The sequence below is a fragment of the Flavobacterium sp. genome (assembly GCF_036405015.1).
Classification (GTDB): Bacteria; Bacteroidota; Bacteroidia; order Flavobacteriales; family Flavobacteriaceae; genus Flavobacterium.
Genome location: NZ_DASWYK010000162.1, coordinates 28,456 through 46,002, shown reverse-complemented (window position 1 = coordinate 46,002; position 17,547 = coordinate 28,456). Strand labels below are relative to the sequence as shown.

Genomic DNA, 17,547 nt, shown 5'->3' with positions numbered 1-17,547 from the left:
AAGAAAGGATAATGGAAAAATAAAAAATTTAAGAAACTCATTACTAGCGCAAAATGAGCTGTTTTTAAATTACCTTTTGATATATACTGTAGTAATTTCATAAAGAGAAATAATTAAGGCGATTAAAGATATATAATATATGGTTAGGTTTTCATCGATTATTTTAGTTACAAGACAACTGGCGCAAGCTAAAAAGCCTAGAATAAAAACGGGATAATATTTTTTATTGTTGATCCACTGCCAGATATTGTATTTTCTACTTATAAAAATGCCCAGCAATCCTGAAAAATAGCCAATAATTCCTCCGACAATTACATCAATAGGATAATGAGCTCCAACGGCAACTCTTGTAAAGATGAGAATCAATCCTGTGATGATAAATAAAGCAGACCAGAGTATTTTGCTTTTCATTTCTAAAGGCATAAATCCGAACAATAAAACAGTCAAGGTTGTAAAAATAGTTATCGAATGCCCTGAAGGCAGACTGTTGTTCCCACAAACTGTTTTTCCAATAATGAAAAAGCTATTGTTTTCAAAAACAGCAGCAGGTCTTGGTACACCAAAAAAGCTTTTAAGGACATTACAAAATACAAGAGAAATAATAGATGCCGATAGCAGAGATTCCCATATTTTTGGAGCATAAATAATCAGTATACTGAGTAACGAAAAAGGAATCAGTGCATTTCCTGTTTGTGTGAGATTGTATTGAATTTTAGGATATTGCGCTAATTTAGAATTTATAAAAAAGAAAGCTTCCTTTTGGATTTTTATATAAGAATCTGCATGAAGTGCATTTTCTTTATAAAGAAAGCATACAATTAAAAAGAGGAAAATAAGCGGCGGATAAAATGACGATAATTTCAGTTTTGAATAATTGTTTATAACACTCGAATTCATTTGTTTTTGTTTACAGTTTTGTTTAACATCTGGTATTTTCAAAAAATAATGAAGGAAGGTTATAATCCAATTTTGAATAAATTCTGATTTTTTTTGAGATTAATTTTTATTTAATGCAGCTTTAATCTAAATTTCATATACGTCATTTTTTAAGATAAATTTGTCTGTTTTTTGAAGAATTGTTTTGGGTAAATAGCATAGAATTTCTTCAGATTTACGTTCCATATTTGCTTTGGAATAAGATCCTTTTAATCTTTAATACAATAAAATTATGTGGTGGATATTTGCATTACTTTCAGCTTTTTTTGCAGCTTTGACTGCTATTTTCGCTAAAATGGGAATTAAGAATGTAGATACTGATTTGGCTACAGCAATTCGAACAGTAATTATTTTGATTCTGGCTTGGGGAATAGCCTTTTTTAGAGGAGGAACAAAGAGTATTTTTTCCCTAACAAAAGAAAACCTTATTTTTCTTTGTTTTTCAGGAATCGCAACTGGTCTCTCTTGGATTTTTTATTTTAAGGCCTTACAAACCGGAAAAGTTTCTCAGGTTGCACCAGTAGATAAAATCAGCGTTGCGATTACAGTAATATTATCGGTTTTGTTTCTGCATGAAAGAATAAGTCCGCTTGGAATCTTAGGAATGGTACTTATTATCTCTGGTACAGTTGTAATGATCTATAGTTAATTAAAAAAGCCAAATCTTTCTATACAAAGATTTGGCTTTTTAGTTTATTAGTTTTCTAATAGAAAATAATTACAGCGATGTCTTATAGCGCTATAATTTACGTCTTTGTACACACCCGATTTGGGTTCATTATAATCTTGTCGGATTATATACAAGCCTTTCATGGTAGTGTAAAAGACAGCTTCTCCATTTTTGTTCAGAATTACTTCTTTTTCCCAGTTTTCAGGATTAAAAATGCGAATTTTTGTGCCTTCTTTTGATGGTTTATTTTGAAAAAACGCCTTAAGAGTTACTTTTTTGCCTTCTTTATTAAGAATTAAATCCAGCATTTGAACAGGCTTTTCTACAATCTGAGTTATTTGATCAACATTATATACTGCTGAAATATAATCAATTGGTAGTACATTTTTCCCACCTGTAGCAGAACGATCTACAACAGGATGTTTGTCATTAATTCCAATAATACGATAACTTCCTTCGCTAGACGGAATAAAAATTCCCAGCCAGCAGTCATTTTGTTTGGTAAGTACAAGAATTTGTTCGGAACCTTTAGAATCAATAATTCGTATTTGAAAGTCACCAGCTAGATCTAATTCTTTACCCGTATCGCGATGTCTTATTCCAAATTCATCCATACTGCCGTAACACAATTCAATTTTTACCTTTTCGTTTACTTTGCCAGAACCTTTTACATCAATCCAATAAGCTGCAGCAAAAGACGAGGTAGAAATGGTTAAGAAAAATAAACAGAAAGTATAGAATAAGTATTTGGATTTATTTGATTGATTCACTTGTATTGAATTTTTAGAATTTTAAAGCAAAACTACCAATAAATTGAGCAGGCATTTGTGGAGTCAATCTTACGTTCCATGCTTTTTCACTTGTTAGGTTATTGACCTTCACACTAATTCTGTATTTTGGCTGATCATAGTATAAAGAAGCATCTAAAAGTGTGTATTCTGGAATAGTTACTTTAGTAGTTTGCGTATTGATTACATAAGACATACTTCCGTAGTTAGCACCAAAACCAGCACCTAGACCTTGAAATTTACCTTCAGGAATTCTATAACTCAACCATAAATTTACGGTATTTGCAGGACCAGAAAGCGCAGGACGAAGTCCGTTTACCGTTGCATCTGCTTTGGTATATTCGCTGTCATTGTAAGCATAACCTGCAATTACGTTAAAACCAGAAAATGGATTTGCAGTAAATTCAGCTTCAAAACCTTTACTTCGCTGTGTTCCATCTTGAATAGAGTAGTTTGTATCTGCTGGATCTTGTCTTAATGAATTTGCTACACGAATGTCGTAAACACTAATTGTACCCACTAAACGATGATCAAAAACATCACCTTTTACACCAAATTCTAACTGATTAGCATGTTCAGGTTTGAATGCAGTTCCGTCTAATGCCTGTCCGCTTTTGATTAAGAAACCATTCATATAATTGGTAAATACCGATAAATGATCTTTACTTATTTCGTAAACTGCTCCTAATTTTTGAGAAAGAGAAGTCTGATTGTATGGTCCAGCAGAAGTTCCGTTAGCACCAAGTCCACCAGCTGTTACACCAGTTGCAATATTGTAAACACCAAGATATTCGTAACGATCCACACGAAGACTCAACATAGTCGAAAGTCGGTCTGTAATATTGAAAACATCTGAAACATAAACTGCATAAGTATTATCTCTGTTTTTTTCTTTACGTAAAGTACCGCTTCCAGACTCAGCCAAATTATCAATCATTTGTTTGTTAGCACCAGAATTTGCAGGCGGATTTATAAAATCAAATGTTGGCGAATTGATGGTAAGTCTGTCAAAATCATTATAATTATTATAGTAATCTAAACCAGCGACCATTCTGTTTCTGAACTTTCCAATTTTAAAATCACCAATAAAATTCTGCTGAATATCAGTCGCAATAAAGTTGGTGTTTCCTGTAATAACTTGTACTCTCGCTGTTGTATCACTTAAACCGTTTATTGCAGTAATATAACCATCAATAGTAGAACGCGCTCTTGAGATAATAGTTTGAGATGTCCATTCTTCAGATATTTTATAATTAATTTGTCCGAAGATGTTTAGCATTTGAGTATTGTAAACCAAATCATTACTCATGAAAGTTCTTTTGTAAGGAAAAGCAATATCGACAATTGATTGTGTTTTATTACTTCTGTTAAATGGATTAAAACGAACTACAGAAGTTCCTTTTTCTTGACCAAATTCAACATCTAAAAGAATAGAAAGTCTGTCTGTAATTTGGTATGAAAAACTAGGAGCAATACTAATGTTCTTAGTAAAACCTAAATCCTGAAAACTTTTCTGATTGGTTGTAGCTGCATTTAAACGAAATAAAGCTGTTTTGTCTTCATTTACAGGTGTATTCACATCGGCAGTCAAACGATTAAAGTTATAACTTCCACCAAAGTAAGCTATTTCTCCACCAAAATCATTGTATGGTTTTTTCGTTACACGGTTGTAAACTCCACCATAACTGCTGGCAACACTTGCTCCAAACAAAGTAGCCGAAGGTCCTTTTATCGCTTCAACGCGTTCCAAGTTTACAGGATCAATAGAGGAGAAGGCAGCTCCTGCAACTCCATTTCGGGCATTAGGTTCTGTTTCGAAACCACGTGAACGAAACGTCACTCTTCCTTGATTGGCAATCATTGGAATTCCGGCTCCAGGAACATTTTTAGAAACACTCCCAAGATCGATAGCAGATTGTTCAATAATAACTTCTTTTGGAACTGTATTATAAACCTGTGGGTTTTCCAAATTTTTCAAGGGTAAACGAGCAACATATTTACTTTCTTTTTTAGAAAATCTGTTGACATTTCCAGAAACTGTAACTTCTTGAAGTGCCATTACATTTTCTTCTGGCATTTGGAAATCGGCAGTGGTAATTTGACCTGAAATTACTGAAGTTTCAATAATTTGCTCCGGCGCTCCTAAAACCTGAATTAAAATGTGATAGGTTGACGCAGGCAGATTTTTAAAGTTGTATTTACCTTCTTCATCAGTAAGTGTTGATTTTTTTAATTCTATTATAGAAACAGAAGCTGAGGCAAAAGGCCTCCCATCAACAAGTTTGATCTGACCAGTAATTGAGCCCGTAGATTGAGCATGAACGGCAGTTATGTTTACTAGCAGAAATGCTACTAAACACATGTAAAATTTTGGCATAAAATAATGTATTTATGGAGTTTTAAAATGAGCCACAAATATAAAACTCATTATTTAGATTTAGTCTTAATAATGGCTTAAGATTACGATTTATTAATATCGGATGATTAAATATTTGATAGTCAGTATGTAAAAAAAAACCTGCTTATTTCAAATAAGCAGGCTTTTCTTAAAAAAGGAGATTTTACTATTTGTTGAGACTTTTCAATCTTCTAATTTCTTCCTTTAATTCTTTATTTTCCTTTTCAAGAGCATTTATTTTCTCCAGCATTTCCAAAGGTGTAAACGTATTAGGCTGACCGTATTTACCAGATGGAAGGCTTACACGCTTATCGTTTTCATATATTTCTTCTTTACTGACTCCTAAAACCAACGCTATCCTGTCCCATTCAGAATCAGTAATGCTCGTAAGACCACGTTCTTTACGGCTGTAAGTTCCTTGTTTCATGTCTACAAGTACAGCCATTACATCTTGTTTGATCTGTCGCTTTAAGCGCATTTCCTGAAGTTTTGTTTTTTTTACCATTTAAAACTGCATTACAAGGCCACATCCAGCCTGTTTTCCATTATAAAAAGGAGTTATCATCGAAGAAACTTTGTTTTCTTTTGATGGAAATATTTTGTTTTTCACATAAGGATATAACCAATATGCCGCTTTAGTGCTCAGAATTCCAATTCCAGCTCCAGCGACAACATCTGTTAGCCAATGTCTGTTATTGTACATTCTGAATAATCCTGTTCCTGTAGCCACAACATAACCGCTGATACCATACCAGATAGACTGATCTTTATATTCCTGATATAAAAATTCTGCTCCTGCAAATGCATTTGCCGTATGTCCAGAAGGAAAAGAATTGTTACTCGTTCCATCTGGTCTTTCTACTTTTGTGATGCTTTTTAAAGCAAAAACAGTAGCACTCATCATTAAATAAGAACTTGCGAGAATGATCGATCTGTCTTTTAAATTATTTTTTCCTTTAATACCCATTGCATTCAAAGCATATACAGAAGCAGCTGGAGCATATTGCGAAAAATCATCAATCGTAATTTTATGATCAATGTCTTCCTGAACTTCCTCTCTAATATTAGAATTATAGCTTTTTAGCTGGTCGCTTTCCAAACCAATAACTCCATAACCAATTAGGACAGTGGGAATTATCAACTGCTTATAGTTGAATTTTAAATTCGTGATAGTATCCGCTTTAACAATACTATCGTTAACTGTGTTCTGCGCATTTAAAAGCGCATTACTAAAAAATAATACGAAAATTACTCTAAAGATTTTCATGTGAATTAGCGTTAAAAAATAAAGTAATTTTCTTCGATAAGTAAAATGCTTAAATATTACGCAACGAAATTCACAACCAATTTTGAATTAAATCTGAATTTTTAAAAAATGTTAGAATTTATAACTGTATCCAAAGCGAATAATCTGTGTTTCATAGTAATCTCGACTGTTGTATGAAAATCCCATTCCCTGAATTTCTCTTTTAATTACCAGCGTATTGAAAATATCAGAGGCATTTAAAAAGACTTCTCCTTTTCCTTTTTGAACTGTTTTTTTAAGACCTATATCTACTGAAAATCTGGAATTGATTTTTCCTTGCGGAATAATATCCGGTGCTAAATAAATCATGGAAATTTGACCTTTTAATGTTTTATCGAATTGCAAAGTATTGTTCCATTTTAGATTTCCTGAAACTATCTGCTGGCGTTCTCCAAAATAAGTACTTGGCTGCGGATATAAATTGGTAACCGAAAAAGCATCAATGGTATTTTGATAGATATTTCCATTCAAATTAAAAGAATACCAAGAGTTTAGTTCTTGTGCATAAATAGCCTCAATACCAGCCGAAGAACTTTTGTCAGCATTTTGAAAAACATTGTAAATCAAAGTACTTCCGGGAACTGTTGTAGCAATTCTCGTTATAGTTCCGTTGATAATTCTATAGTATAGAGAAGCGGTCAAGCTTCCTTTTTCGATTGTTTTTTTATATCCCAATTCAAATGCGCTGGTAAATTGTGGTCGTAAAGCAGGGTTACCGACTTTGATAATCTCTGCATCATCATATTTAGGAAAAATACGAATATCAACTTCATTCGGTCTGTCAACCCTGCGATTGTAAAATGCTGTAATTTTATTTTGTTCATTTATCTTATAACCAAAACGTACGCTCGGAAAAGGTTCTGTATAATTATAGCCATCACTTTTATACGTTGGATGATTAGGATTAACATCGTAATTTAATTTTACGTATTCTAAACGAAGTCCAATTTCTGCTTCAATTTTATCCGTTTCATAAATATAGTTGGAGTAGAGGGCAGGAATAATTTCTTTGTACGTTGCCCATCCGCCTGCATTGGCATCAATAGGAGAATTTTCACCAGGAAAAAACTGCATATTGGTTGGAATTTCTCTGTTTCGAAGTTTGAAACCTGTCTCAAAACGTCCGTATTTTAATGGACGAACATAATCCACATTCAAATCCAAAACCTTTTCATCTGAAAGAAGTTTAAAGGCATCTTTTCCAGTAAAATCAGGCATTATATTGGTGAAGAAATATTGTTCGTCTTCTCTGTGATAGGTATAATTAATACCTGCGGTTAATTTACGTCCTGCTTCTTTAAATTTATGTTCGTAAGAAGCACTCGCCATAACAGTTGTTTTGAGCTCATCTTCTAAAAATTGCCACAAACGAAGACGTTGTGAATAATCTTGATTAAAGAAAGGTTCATCTCCATTATCAATAATTTTTTCACTTCCAAAAAGTCCAGAAAATGCAAAAGTATTGTTCTCGTTGTAATTCCAGTCGATACCCGTTTTAAGAGTGGTAAAGTGAGTGTTTCGATTTCTAACCGTCTGCTGATTAACCACACTTCCATCATCATAAGTACGTGTTACAAATTCATTTTTATTAAGTGTTTCTGTATACAAATAATCTGCCTGCAGATAAGCATTTATTTTTTCTTTGCGATAGTTTAAGGATAATGACGGATTTATTTTTGGAGTCATTTGGTACTGAGGACGTACCGAAGGAAGATTTGTTTTTCTTTCCCATAAAGCACCATATCCAGAGCTGATTCCGATTTTACCATTAAAACCTTCCTGTTTGTTTTTCTTGTAAATGATATTGATGATTCCTGCATTTCCGTTTGCATCAAATTTGGAAGACGGATTATTGATAATTTCAATTCTTTCAATAGCAGAAGCAGGAATATTATCGAGACCAGATTGATTTCCAAAACCAGTAAGCGCAGTTTGTTTTCCATCAATTAAAATCATAACCTTATCATTTCCTCTCAGCTGAATTTTTCCTTCATTGGTTGTAATTCCAGGAAGACTCTGCATAGATTGAAGAACAGATCCTCCGCTTTGTGCAATATTGTCTGCAACAGAAAAGACTTTTTTATCTATTTGAGTTCCTGAATTAGAGGATTTTGCAGTAACAACAACTTCAGTCAGGTTATTGATATCCTGCTCAATTTCAATAGTATTTAGATCAAGATAATCAGAAAGACTTCCGACAAATAATTTCTGTGTTTTGGTTTTAAAACCTATAGAAGTAATTTCAAGCAGATAATTTCCTGAGGTTATATTTGGAATAGTAAAACGTCCGTCTTCACTAGTTACGGTACCTGCTATAAATTTTTGATCAGTGGCATTTTTAATTACAATATTGGCAAAAGGAACAGGTTCTTTAGATACATGATCTTTTATAAGACCTGAAACTGATGCATTATGGTTTTGGGCGGTAACGCTGCAAACTTTCATTAATAGAAATGAAAACAGCAAAATCATTTTTAATTTCATTATACTGGATTATAAAATATTACAGTACAAAGATTAAAAGTGATTTTGCAGAAATTCTGAATTGACTAAAACCTTACGCTAAAAATGTGAAGATCATTTTTAAAAGTATAATTGATCTTCCAATTATTAACCTCTGTGATTTTTTTAACTATCGCAAGTCCCAGACCACTGCCTTGAGAAGAAGGATTGTTTTTTGAAAATCGATTAAAAAGTTTTTTGGTATCAAGGGAAGTTTTAACACCAGTATTTTGAAAAATAAGTTCGTTTTTGAGTGCAACTACCACGATCTGACCGCCTTTTTCGTTATGACGAATTGCATTAAGAAACAGGTTGTTAATTAGAACTTCGGTCAGAGCAGGATTAGCATTGATGTCTAAAGTGGTTCTAAAATCGATTGTAATAGTAATGTCTTTATAATCGGCTTGTTCTGTAAAAAAGTCAAGATGTTTTTCGATATAACTATTGATGGTAATCGGGCTTTTTTCTAGATAAATTTCATTGTCAATTTTAGAAAGAAGCAACAAATTTTTATTAAGTCTGTTGAGTCTGGAAACATCGTTCGAAATCGAACCAACAAGATTTGACTGGTCTTTATTAAGATCAAGCTGTGATAAAGTTTCTATTTTAGTCTGAAAAAGAGCAAGAGGAGTTTGAAGCTCGTGTGCGGCATTTTCAATAAACTCTCTCTGACTTTTGTAAATAGCGGTGTTTTTTTCAATTAAAAGTTCAAGACTTTTATTTAAACGGTCAAATTCGTCTATTTTGGTTGGAGGAAAATTCGGTGCTTTATTTTTATCAATTTCAAAGTCATGAATCTGATTTAAAGTATTATAAAAAGGTTTCCATAATTTGGCGGATGTAATTTTTGAAAGCCATATAATACCAACAAGAAGCATGATGATGATTAATAAAAACATTGCAGCTACACTAAAAACCATTCCTTCCATTTCAAGAAGATTGATTCTTTCTGTATAAGTATATTTTTTACCATTAATAGTAACTGGGGCGTAAAGGATTCGAAAAGGTTCATCAGCTTCTGCTATATCATCATACATAATGACACCTACGATGCTGTCTTTTTTTACCCCCATATCAGGAACAATTACAACGTCACGATTGTACTTATTCCAGAGTTTAATATCATTTTCTGTGAAATTAGAATGACTTTCTTTTACAAAAGCACCTTTATGCATTAAAAGAACTTCTTCGGTTTCATAAATATAAAGCCATTGACTGATGAAATAAAATACAGGTGCCGCTATCATAAGAATGATAACAGAAAAAATCAGAAAGCTTTCTGTGCTTTTTTGAAGTAATTTTTTTTTATTCATCTTCCCATCTGTATCCAAGTCCGTAAACCGTTTTTATATAATCGCCAGCATCAGCCTGATTGAGTTTCTTTTTTAAATTTTTGATATGAGCATAAATAAAATCGTGATTATCCAACATATCGGCCATATCGCCAGAAAGATGTTCTGCAATAGCCGATTTTGACAAGACTCTTTCTTTGTTACCAATAAGGAACAGCAGTAAATCAATTTCTTTTTTGGTTAAATCGAGTTTTTGATCTTTTACAGTAACAGTTTTGGAGAAAATATCAATCGTGATTTCGTTAAAAACAACACTGTTATTTCCGTTAAAGTTTTTACGGCGTATAAGAGCCTGCATTCGTACAAGAAGTTCAGAAAGATGAAAAGGTTTCGTTAGATAATCATCTGCACCAAGATTAAAGCCTTCTATTCTGGTTTCAAGAGTTTCTTTTGCCGAAATAATAATGACACCCTCAGTCTTATTTTTATTTTTTAATTCTTTTAATATTTCAAAACCATCACCATCTGGCAGCATTAAATCTAAAAGGATACAATCGTAATCATAATTTTCAATTTTATTGAGAGCTAGATTGTAGGTATGAGCCGTTTCACATTGTATGCTATTGCTATTAAAGTAATCTTTAATACTTTGAGCAATTTCTTTTTCGTCTTCTATAATTAAAATCTTCATGCTGCAAATGTTATTTTCAATTTTGAAGAAAATCTGAATGGGCTGTTTTTGGATTGACTAAAATTAGGAAAAAATATTTACAGGATTACGATTTTATTAAGGTGTATAAAAAGTCCAAAATAATAAATTATTATCGTACATTTAGTAGACATAATTTGATTTTTACAAATAAATTATTTCTTCTGTGTATGAAAGTACTGCCAGTTTTTAATACGTTTTTAAATCATTTTAAAGGAAGAAAAGGAATTTCATTTCTACGTGAAAATGATAAAATTATCAGACAGTTTATCTTTACCATCTTTTTTATTGGAATCGGAATTTGGTTTATCAAACACGAAAATTCAGAATTAGAAGAAGTCAAAAATGTAATCGCAGATGCCAGCAGTTTTTGGGTTTTATGCGGGGTTGCATTGGCTGCCTTTTACATTGTGCTTCAGGCATTAATGTATTATGCTTCGTTTAAAGCAGTTCAAAGCGAAATTTCATTTACAGATGCAGTAGTTTTATTTCTTAAGCGAAATTTTATCAGTGTTTTTCTTCCAGCGGGAGGCATTTCTTCTTTGGCATTTTTTACCAAACCTATAGAGAAAAAAGGAGTTAAACCGACTCAGATTCATTTTGCCTCAATCGTATACGGCTTTGTCGGAATTCTTTCTGTTATCATTGTTGCCATTCCAGCTTTATTGTATTCTTTCTTGGAGGGAACTACCGGATCAGGAGAATGGTATGCTTTTGCAGCAGTTGTAGGATTAAGCATGCTTTTGTATTTTATTTATATTTCTGTTTTAAAGAAAGGGTCAATGTATCGTTTTATTGTAAAGTTTTTTCCTTCGGCAGAAGTATTTATGGATGATTTGAGAAGTAATAAAATTGATAGAAACAAGTTCTTTCATGTTGTTTTTTACTCTGTTCTTATTGAGTTTGTTGGCATCGCACATTTGTATGTCGCTATGACCGCCTTAGGATTTACGCCTTCTTTAACTGCGGCTATAATAGGATATATTGTTTCCGTAATATTTTTAATTGTCTCTCCTTTCCTCCGCGGATTGGGTGCTATCGAAATATCAATGAGTTTTATATTGGTGAAGTTTGGTTTTACAAATGTCAATGCTATAGCCGTTACTTTTCTGTATCGTTTTTTCGAATTTTGGATTCCGCTTTTAGTTGGAACATCACTGTTTCTATTTAGTGCCAATAAATTATTAATGCGAGTAGTGCCTTCTTTTCTACTTTTTACTTTAGGATTGATTAATATTATTTCGGTTTTAACTCCTGCCATTTCAGAACGTCTGCATGTTTTAGAAAATGTAATTCCAATTTCGGCAATCAAAGTTTCGAATTATTTTGTGATAACTGCTGGATTGTTTATGCTCATTAATGCCGCTTTTATGCTCAAAGGATTGCGTACTGCCTGGTGGTTTGCGATTTTCCTCACGGGTATTTCGGTGATAGGAAATCTGACCAAAGCTATAGATTACGAAGAAGCCATAATTGCCCTTATTGTTTTGATTAGTTTAATAGCAACCAGAAAAGAATATTACATCAAAAGCAATTCGCATTTGCAGAGTTTAGGTTTAAAAACCGTTTTTGTAAGCATTGCTACGGTTTTAATCTACAGTATTTTAGGTTTTTACTTGTTGGACAAAAAGCATTTTAATATCGATTTTGACTGGCTTCAATCTATAAAATATGGATTACAGAATTACTTTTTAATAGGGAGTTCCGATTTGGTTCCGCTGGATCGTTTCGCAAGACGTTTTTTACTCTCTATCAACATTTGTGGTTTTTTATCTTTAGGATTTTTGGTTTATGCTTTAATTCGTCCTTATACTATTAAAAAAGAAGCAGTTGAAGATGATTTCGCTTTAGCCAATACCATTCTCAAACAATATGGATCTTCTGCTTTAGATTATTTTAAAACCTATGATGACAAAACCATTTTTATTGCCGAAAACAAAAAAGCCTTTTTAGCCTATCGCACTGCTGATAATTTTGCTGTTGTTCTTGAAAATCCAGTAGCAGCATCGGTCGAAGAAATGAAACAATGTATTGTCGAATTTGACAAATACTGCTATAACAACGGATTAAGAAGTATTTACTATCGTGTTCCCGAAGAAAATCTGGATGTATTTACTGCTCTAAAAAAGAAAAGTTTGTTTATAGGACAGGAGGGAGTTGTCGATTTAGCTGCATTTACTTTAGAAGGAAGTGCTAAGAAAACACTTCGTAATGCCATAAATAAAGTAAAAGGTTTTAAAACCACTATTCATAATGCACCTGTAAAAGATGGTCTTTTGCAGAAAATAAAAGCGGTTAGCGATGAATGGCTGAATAGTACCGAAAGAAGTGAACTCGTTTTTTCGCAAGGTAAATTTGAATGGGAAGAATTAAAACAGCAAACCATTATAACAGTCGAAAATCCTGAAGAAAAAATTGTGGCTTTTTTAAATGTCATTCCCGATTATGCCAAAAATGAAGGCACATACGATTTAATTCGTAAAACAGATGATGCACCAAATGGTATTATCGATTTTATTTTGATTGAATTATTCACGTATTTGAAATCTCAGGAATGTAACGCTGTAAATCTCGGATTAGCAGCAATGAGTGGTCTTGAAGAAGCAAATACTTTTCCAGAAAAGTCGATGAAGTTTGCTTATGAAAGAATTAAATATTTTTCTCATTACAAAGGATTAAGAGATTATAAAGAAAAATTCTCTCCAGTGTGGTACAATAAATATTTAGTGTATTCTCATGATTATGATTTATTGCAGGCACCTTTAGTTTTAAACAAAGTAGTCAAACCGTAATAATCAATAAAATTATGGGGATTTTAAAATTAAACGGAATAAAAATCATGGTAATCATCTGCATTACAATTTGTATTGCTGATTTTATTGTATTATTTGTCCTTGGAAATTATTATCCAGGTTATAGCCAGTTAAAAAATACGATTAGTTCGCTGGGAGCAACTATAAGTCCCGTATCCAATCTTATTTCTGCTTGGTGGATTTTTATTGGAATTGTATTTATTTTCTTTGGAATCATTTTTAGAAAAGCATTTTATGAAAATCCGAAGAGTTCAAAACTAGCTTCGGTTTTAATTATGTTATACGGAATTGGAGAAGGTATTGGCTCTGGTTTATTTAAAGCTGATCGAATAAGAGGTGAAATGAAACCATCTTTTATCGCCCATGATATTGCGGGAGGAATTGGTCTTATTGCGGCTTTATTACTGCCTTTGGTCATGCAAAAAGTAATTGAAAAGGAAAAGTATTCTCGTTTCGGTTTATTCTCTAAAATAATCTTTTTTATAGGTTTAATTACAATAGCCTTATTTACAATTCGGTTTTCGGCTCAAAGAAGCTGGATTTTTGACAGAGGATTATGGCAGCGACTTTTTCTGCTTAATCTATATGTTTATTTAATTGCAATTTCGGTTATCATATACAATAAAAAGAATAGAATTTAACACGGTGGATGGAATTAAGCTATTTAATATAACACATAGAAACATAGTTTTTTATTCGTCTTAAAGATACAGGAAGAAGCTATGTGAATTGATGGAAATGAAACGCCTTTTAGGTATTTTCATAAAGTTAAACTATGTTTCTATGTGTTAAAAAGAATTATACTCAACGAGTTAGATTTTATAGTTCAACACTTAAAATGAAGTACGATGAAAAAAAACATATTACTCATCTTTTCTATTTTTATTTACAACACAATTGTTTTTGCTTCAGTAGAAGATACTATTCGTTTAGGAGCATTTGGAAAAGTTACTTTATACAAACCTAAAACAACTCCCAATGCTGTTGTATTATTCGTTTCAGGTGATGGAGGATGGAATAGTGGTGTTGTTGATATGGCTAAAAATATTGTAGATCAAGGCGCTTTGGTGGCTGGTATTGATATTCAGCATTATTTTAAAGCCATTAAAAAAGAGAAATCCAAATGTTATTACCCTGCAGGAGATTTTGAAGAACTGAGTCTTATTTTGCAAAAAAAACTGAAACTGAAACAATATCTAAAACCTATTTTAGTTGGTTATTCGTCTGGAGCTACTCTTGTTTATGGTATGCTGGTACAGGCTCCAGCGAATACTTTTAGTGGCGCAATTGCCTTAGGATTCTGTCCAGATATAGAAACTGATCGAACTTTATGTGATGGTTCTGGACTGACTACTCATGTTTTAAAAGAAGGAAAAGCCTATTATCTTGAAAAAACACAAAAACTGACTGCTCCATTTATTGTTTTGCAGGGAACAACAGACCAAGTTTGCAACTACGGCGAGACTAAAAAATTTATGGACGGATTGAAACTGGGAAAGCTAATTACACTTTCGAAAGTTGGGCATGGTTTTTCTGTTACTAAAAACTGGCTGCCACAATTTATTGATGCTTATAAAGAAATTCTCAATACGCCTAGTTATGCCAAACAGAAATCAGAACAAAATTCGTTACTGAAAGAACAGCATTTAACACCGCTTCCGTTTGAAATGCCTTTAACCTTGATTCCGTCTAAGAATAAAGATGAAAACCAGCCTATTGCTTTTTTAATTTCAGGTGATGGAGGATGGACAAGTTTTGACCAGTCGTTTGGAGAGGCTTTGGCAGAAAAAGGAATTTCAGTAATTGGACTCGATGCTCAGAAATATTTTTGGAATGCCAAAACTCCAACAGAAACTGCAGCAGCGATTTCTAAAGCAATAGAACATTATTTACAACAATGGAATAAAAAGACTTTTATTCTTGTTGGATATTCGTTTGGAGCTTCTGTTGTTCCGTTTGCAGCAGCTAATTTCCCAGAACCTTTAAAGGAAAAATTAAAAGGAGTCTATTCTTTATCTCCAGACGTCAAAGCCGATTTTGAAATCCATATCGCAGATATGCTCAGTCTTGAAAGTTCAAATGATAATTATGATGTGATTGCTGAAATAAAGAAAATTAAAACCTATAATCCTGTTTGTTTTTTTGGAAGTGAAGAAGATCCAGAAATTAGAAAACGTTTTACAGAATCGGATATAAAAACCGTCGAAATTCCAGGTTCGCATCATTATAACAATGATTACACTAAAATTGTAGAAATTATTTTAAAAGAAATGAAATTGTAAAAGACGATTTTTAAGTTTGTTATTTTCGCTTAATTTTTCAAAAGATATAAAAACGCTAAATCTTTCGGTTTAGCGTTTTTTAATTACCCAGAAATAGCATTATACTTTCAGTACAATTTGTTAATTCAAATAAGAATGAATTAATTTGTGATGCCATTCCGAAATTTTGCAAGTTTTTCTTAAAAAGAAAAGTAAAGTATATCGATAAAAGTGAAAACTTTTATTCTGGGATTACTTTAACTGCAGAGACATTTATACTCAATCAACAAAAAAAGCAATCCTAATTAATTATTTTGTTAAAAGAAAAAGAAAAATGAAAATCAATTTAAATAGTCAGTTAAGTAAAATTTTAATGCTGATCGTTTTCTCTGTTAGTGTAAATGCTCAGTTAAAAACTACTGAGAGCGAGGTTGGATTAGGTTGGAGTAATAATTCTGTCAATACAGTTATTTTTAGAAATAGTGCGCTTACTTCTTTCAAAGGAGATCAATACACAGCTTATTATGATCCGGAAGGGAGAATGGTTTTAGCCAAAAGAAAATTAAACTCAAAAAAATGGAATAAACTCATTACTCCATACAGCGGAAATGTAAAAGATGCCCACAATGATATCAGCATTGTAATAGATGGCGAAGGTTATCTTCACGTGAGCTGGGATCATCACGATACACGCTTGCGTTATGCTAGAAGCAAAAAGCCATTTTCTTTAGAATTAGGAGAAGAAAAACCAATGACAGGAATAGATGAAGATAAAGTAACGTATCCTGAATTTCATAACTTATCAAACGGAAATCTATTGTTTTGTTACCGTTCTGGAGCTTCTGGAAGAGGAAATTTAGTTATAAAATCTTATGATTTAAAAAAGCAAGAATGGACCTCCTTACAAAATAATTTATTGGATGGAGAAAATCAACGAAGTGCGTATTGGCAAATGTGTATGGGTAAAAAAGGAATTTATATTTCGTGGGTTTGGAGAGAAAGCTGGGATGTGTCGACAAACCATGATGTTTGTTATGCTTTTTCTGCCGATGGAGGAAAAACATGGCAAAAGTCTACAGGAGAGAAATACATTTTGCCTATTACAAAAGCAACAGCCGAACATGCTTGGGAAGTACCACAAAACAGCAGTTTAATTAACCAAACTGCTATGACTGTAGACGAAAAAGACAATCCTTATATCGCAACTTATTGGAATAATAACAGCAAGCCACAATACAAAGTAGTCTATTTATCTGATGGAAAATGGAATTTAATGGATACCGATTTTCGTAAAACATCTTTTAACCTTGGTGGGGGTGGTACAAAAAGAATTCCTATTTCGCGTCCTGAAATCTTGGTAAACAAATCGATGTTGTATTTGCTTTTTAGAGATGAGGAAAGAAACAATAAAATAACCTTAGCTTCTGCCAATTTAAAAACTAAAAAATGGCAATTAAATGATGTAAGTCGACTTACAGTAGGGCAATGGGAACCAAATTTTGATAAAGAGCTTTGGAAAGAAAAACAAGAACTACACATTTTTTCTCAAAATGTAAATCAGGCAGATGGTGAAGGATTAGTAAACGCAAATCCGGAGCCTGTACAAATTTTAGAAGTAAAACAACTACCAGTTTTGAAAGAGTAATAATTTGGTAAAAGAAATAAATCTTAAATTATTTCAAACACATTGAAGTATAGATTTAAGAAGCTTGAGAAAAGTATTTCATTTGTTTAAATGAACATCACGAGACCTACAATAAAGAAATTTATTTCTTCATTGTAGGTTTCTTTTAAGTACAGATGCTATGTTTCTATGGGTTGAAACTAAATCTAAAACTAGTTAATTCTTGGGGAAATTTTTATTAGAAATAT

Annotated in this window: 13 protein-coding genes; 5 read left to right on the top strand and 8 right to left on the bottom strand. The window is 32.5% G+C overall.

The genetic code is table 11. From position 1 onward, the window contains the following. Positions 1-69: 69 nt before the first annotated feature. Positions 70-897, bottom strand: a complete 828-nt coding sequence (locus VGE71_RS13170) for a phosphatase PAP2 family protein (protein WP_331138748.1) — start codon at positions 895-897, stop codon at positions 70-72. A 271-nt stretch (positions 898-1,168) separates the two neighbouring features. Between VGE71_RS13170 and VGE71_RS13165 the strand changes: the two genes are divergently transcribed. After that, positions 1,169-1,585 carry an EamA family transporter gene (locus tag VGE71_RS13165; protein WP_331138747.1) on the top strand — a complete coding sequence of 139 codons (417 nt, stop codon included), beginning with the start codon at positions 1,169-1,171 and terminating at the stop codon, positions 1,583-1,585. 47 nt (positions 1,586-1,632) lie between these two features. On the opposite strand, the gene VGE71_RS13160 is transcribed toward VGE71_RS13165, so the two are convergent. The 7 genes from VGE71_RS13160 to VGE71_RS13130 form a co-directional block, all read right to left on the bottom strand. Beyond that, the gene (locus tag VGE71_RS13160) at positions 1,633-2,376 is read right to left on the bottom strand and encodes a hypothetical protein (protein WP_331138746.1); all 744 of its coding nucleotides are present in this window, start codon (positions 2,374-2,376) and stop codon (positions 1,633-1,635) included. A 13-nt stretch (positions 2,377-2,389) separates the two neighbouring features. Continuing rightward, on the bottom strand, positions 2,390-4,771 hold the full coding sequence (locus tag VGE71_RS13155) for a TonB-dependent receptor (protein WP_331138745.1): 2,382 nt from the start codon (positions 4,769-4,771) through the stop codon (positions 2,390-2,392). Between the two features lie 187 nt (positions 4,772-4,958). Next, positions 4,959-5,270, bottom strand: coding sequence for a helix-turn-helix transcriptional regulator (locus tag VGE71_RS13150; RefSeq protein ID WP_331138744.1), 312 nt, complete (start codon positions 5,268-5,270; stop codon positions 4,959-4,961). A 27-nt stretch (positions 5,271-5,297) separates the two neighbouring features. Then, on the bottom strand, positions 5,298-6,059 hold the full coding sequence (locus tag VGE71_RS13145) for a phosphatase PAP2 family protein (protein WP_331138743.1): 762 nt from the start codon (positions 6,057-6,059) through the stop codon (positions 5,298-5,300). 111 nt (positions 6,060-6,170) lie between these two features. Continuing rightward, positions 6,171-8,582: a TonB-dependent receptor domain-containing protein gene (locus VGE71_RS13140; protein WP_331138742.1), complete on the bottom strand. Its 2,412-nt coding sequence runs from the start codon at positions 8,580-8,582 to the stop codon at positions 6,171-6,173. 65 nt (positions 8,583-8,647) lie between these two features. Next, complete coding sequence (locus tag VGE71_RS13135; RefSeq protein WP_331138741.1) at positions 8,648-9,913, bottom strand: HAMP domain-containing sensor histidine kinase; 1,266 nt, start codon at positions 9,911-9,913, stop codon at positions 8,648-8,650. After that, positions 9,906-10,583: a response regulator transcription factor gene (locus tag VGE71_RS13130; protein ID WP_331138740.1), complete on the bottom strand. Its 678-nt coding sequence runs from the start codon at positions 10,581-10,583 to the stop codon at positions 9,906-9,908. Before VGE71_RS13130 ends, VGE71_RS13135 begins: the two co-directional genes overlap by 8 nt. A 188-nt stretch (positions 10,584-10,771) precedes the next feature. Between VGE71_RS13130 and mprF the strand changes: the two genes are divergently transcribed. From mprF to VGE71_RS13110, 4 genes are all read left to right on the top strand, one after another. After that, positions 10,772-13,393 carry a bifunctional lysylphosphatidylglycerol flippase/synthetase MprF gene (mprF, locus tag VGE71_RS13125; protein WP_331138739.1) on the top strand — a complete coding sequence of 874 codons (2,622 nt, stop codon included), beginning with the start codon at positions 10,772-10,774 and terminating at the stop codon, positions 13,391-13,393. Positions 13,394-13,407: 14 nt separating this feature from the next. After that, the gene (locus VGE71_RS13120) at positions 13,408-14,055 is read left to right on the top strand and encodes a DUF998 domain-containing protein (RefSeq protein WP_331138738.1); all 648 of its coding nucleotides are present in this window, start codon (positions 13,408-13,410) and stop codon (positions 14,053-14,055) included. Positions 14,056-14,262: 207 nt separating this feature from the next. Then, positions 14,263-15,696: an AcvB/VirJ family lysyl-phosphatidylglycerol hydrolase gene (locus VGE71_RS13115; RefSeq protein ID WP_331138737.1), complete on the top strand. Its 1,434-nt coding sequence runs from the start codon at positions 14,263-14,265 to the stop codon at positions 15,694-15,696. Positions 15,697-16,009: 313 nt separating this feature from the next. After that, complete coding sequence (locus VGE71_RS13110; RefSeq protein ID WP_331138736.1) at positions 16,010-17,320, top strand: BNR repeat-containing protein; 1,311 nt, start codon at positions 16,010-16,012, stop codon at positions 17,318-17,320. Positions 17,321-17,547: the final 227 nt, after the last annotated feature.

Coding starts and splice junctions, on each gene's coding strand:
- VGE71_RS13170 (WP_331138748.1), bottom strand. CDS start 897: ATGAATTCGAGTGTTATAAACAATTATTCAAAACTGAAATTATCGTCA.
- VGE71_RS13165 (WP_331138747.1), top strand. CDS start 1,169: ATGTGGTGGATATTTGCATTACTTTCAGCTTTTTTTGCAGCTTTGACT.
- VGE71_RS13155 (WP_331138745.1), bottom strand. CDS start 4,771: ATGCCAAAATTTTACATGTGTTTAGTAGCATTTCTGCTAGTAAACATA.
- VGE71_RS13150 (WP_331138744.1), bottom strand. CDS start 5,270: ATGCGCTTAAAGCGACAGATCAAACAAGATGTAATGGCTGTACTTGTA.
- VGE71_RS13145 (WP_331138743.1), bottom strand. CDS start 6,059: ATGAAAATCTTTAGAGTAATTTTCGTATTATTTTTTAGTAATGCGCTT.
- VGE71_RS13140 (WP_331138742.1), bottom strand. CDS start 8,582: ATGAAATTAAAAATGATTTTGCTGTTTTCATTTCTATTAATGAAAGTT.
- VGE71_RS13135 (WP_331138741.1), bottom strand. CDS start 9,913: ATGAATAAAAAAAAATTACTTCAAAAAAGCACAGAAAGCTTTCTGATT.
- VGE71_RS13130 (WP_331138740.1), bottom strand. CDS start 10,583: ATGAAGATTTTAATTATAGAAGACGAAAAAGAAATTGCTCAAAGTATT.
- mprF (WP_331138739.1), top strand. CDS start 10,772: ATGAAAGTACTGCCAGTTTTTAATACGTTTTTAAATCATTTTAAAGGA.
- VGE71_RS13120 (WP_331138738.1), top strand. CDS start 13,408: ATGGGGATTTTAAAATTAAACGGAATAAAAATCATGGTAATCATCTGC.
- VGE71_RS13115 (WP_331138737.1), top strand. CDS start 14,263: ATGAAAAAAAACATATTACTCATCTTTTCTATTTTTATTTACAACACA.
- VGE71_RS13110 (WP_331138736.1), top strand. CDS start 16,010: ATGAAAATCAATTTAAATAGTCAGTTAAGTAAAATTTTAATGCTGATC.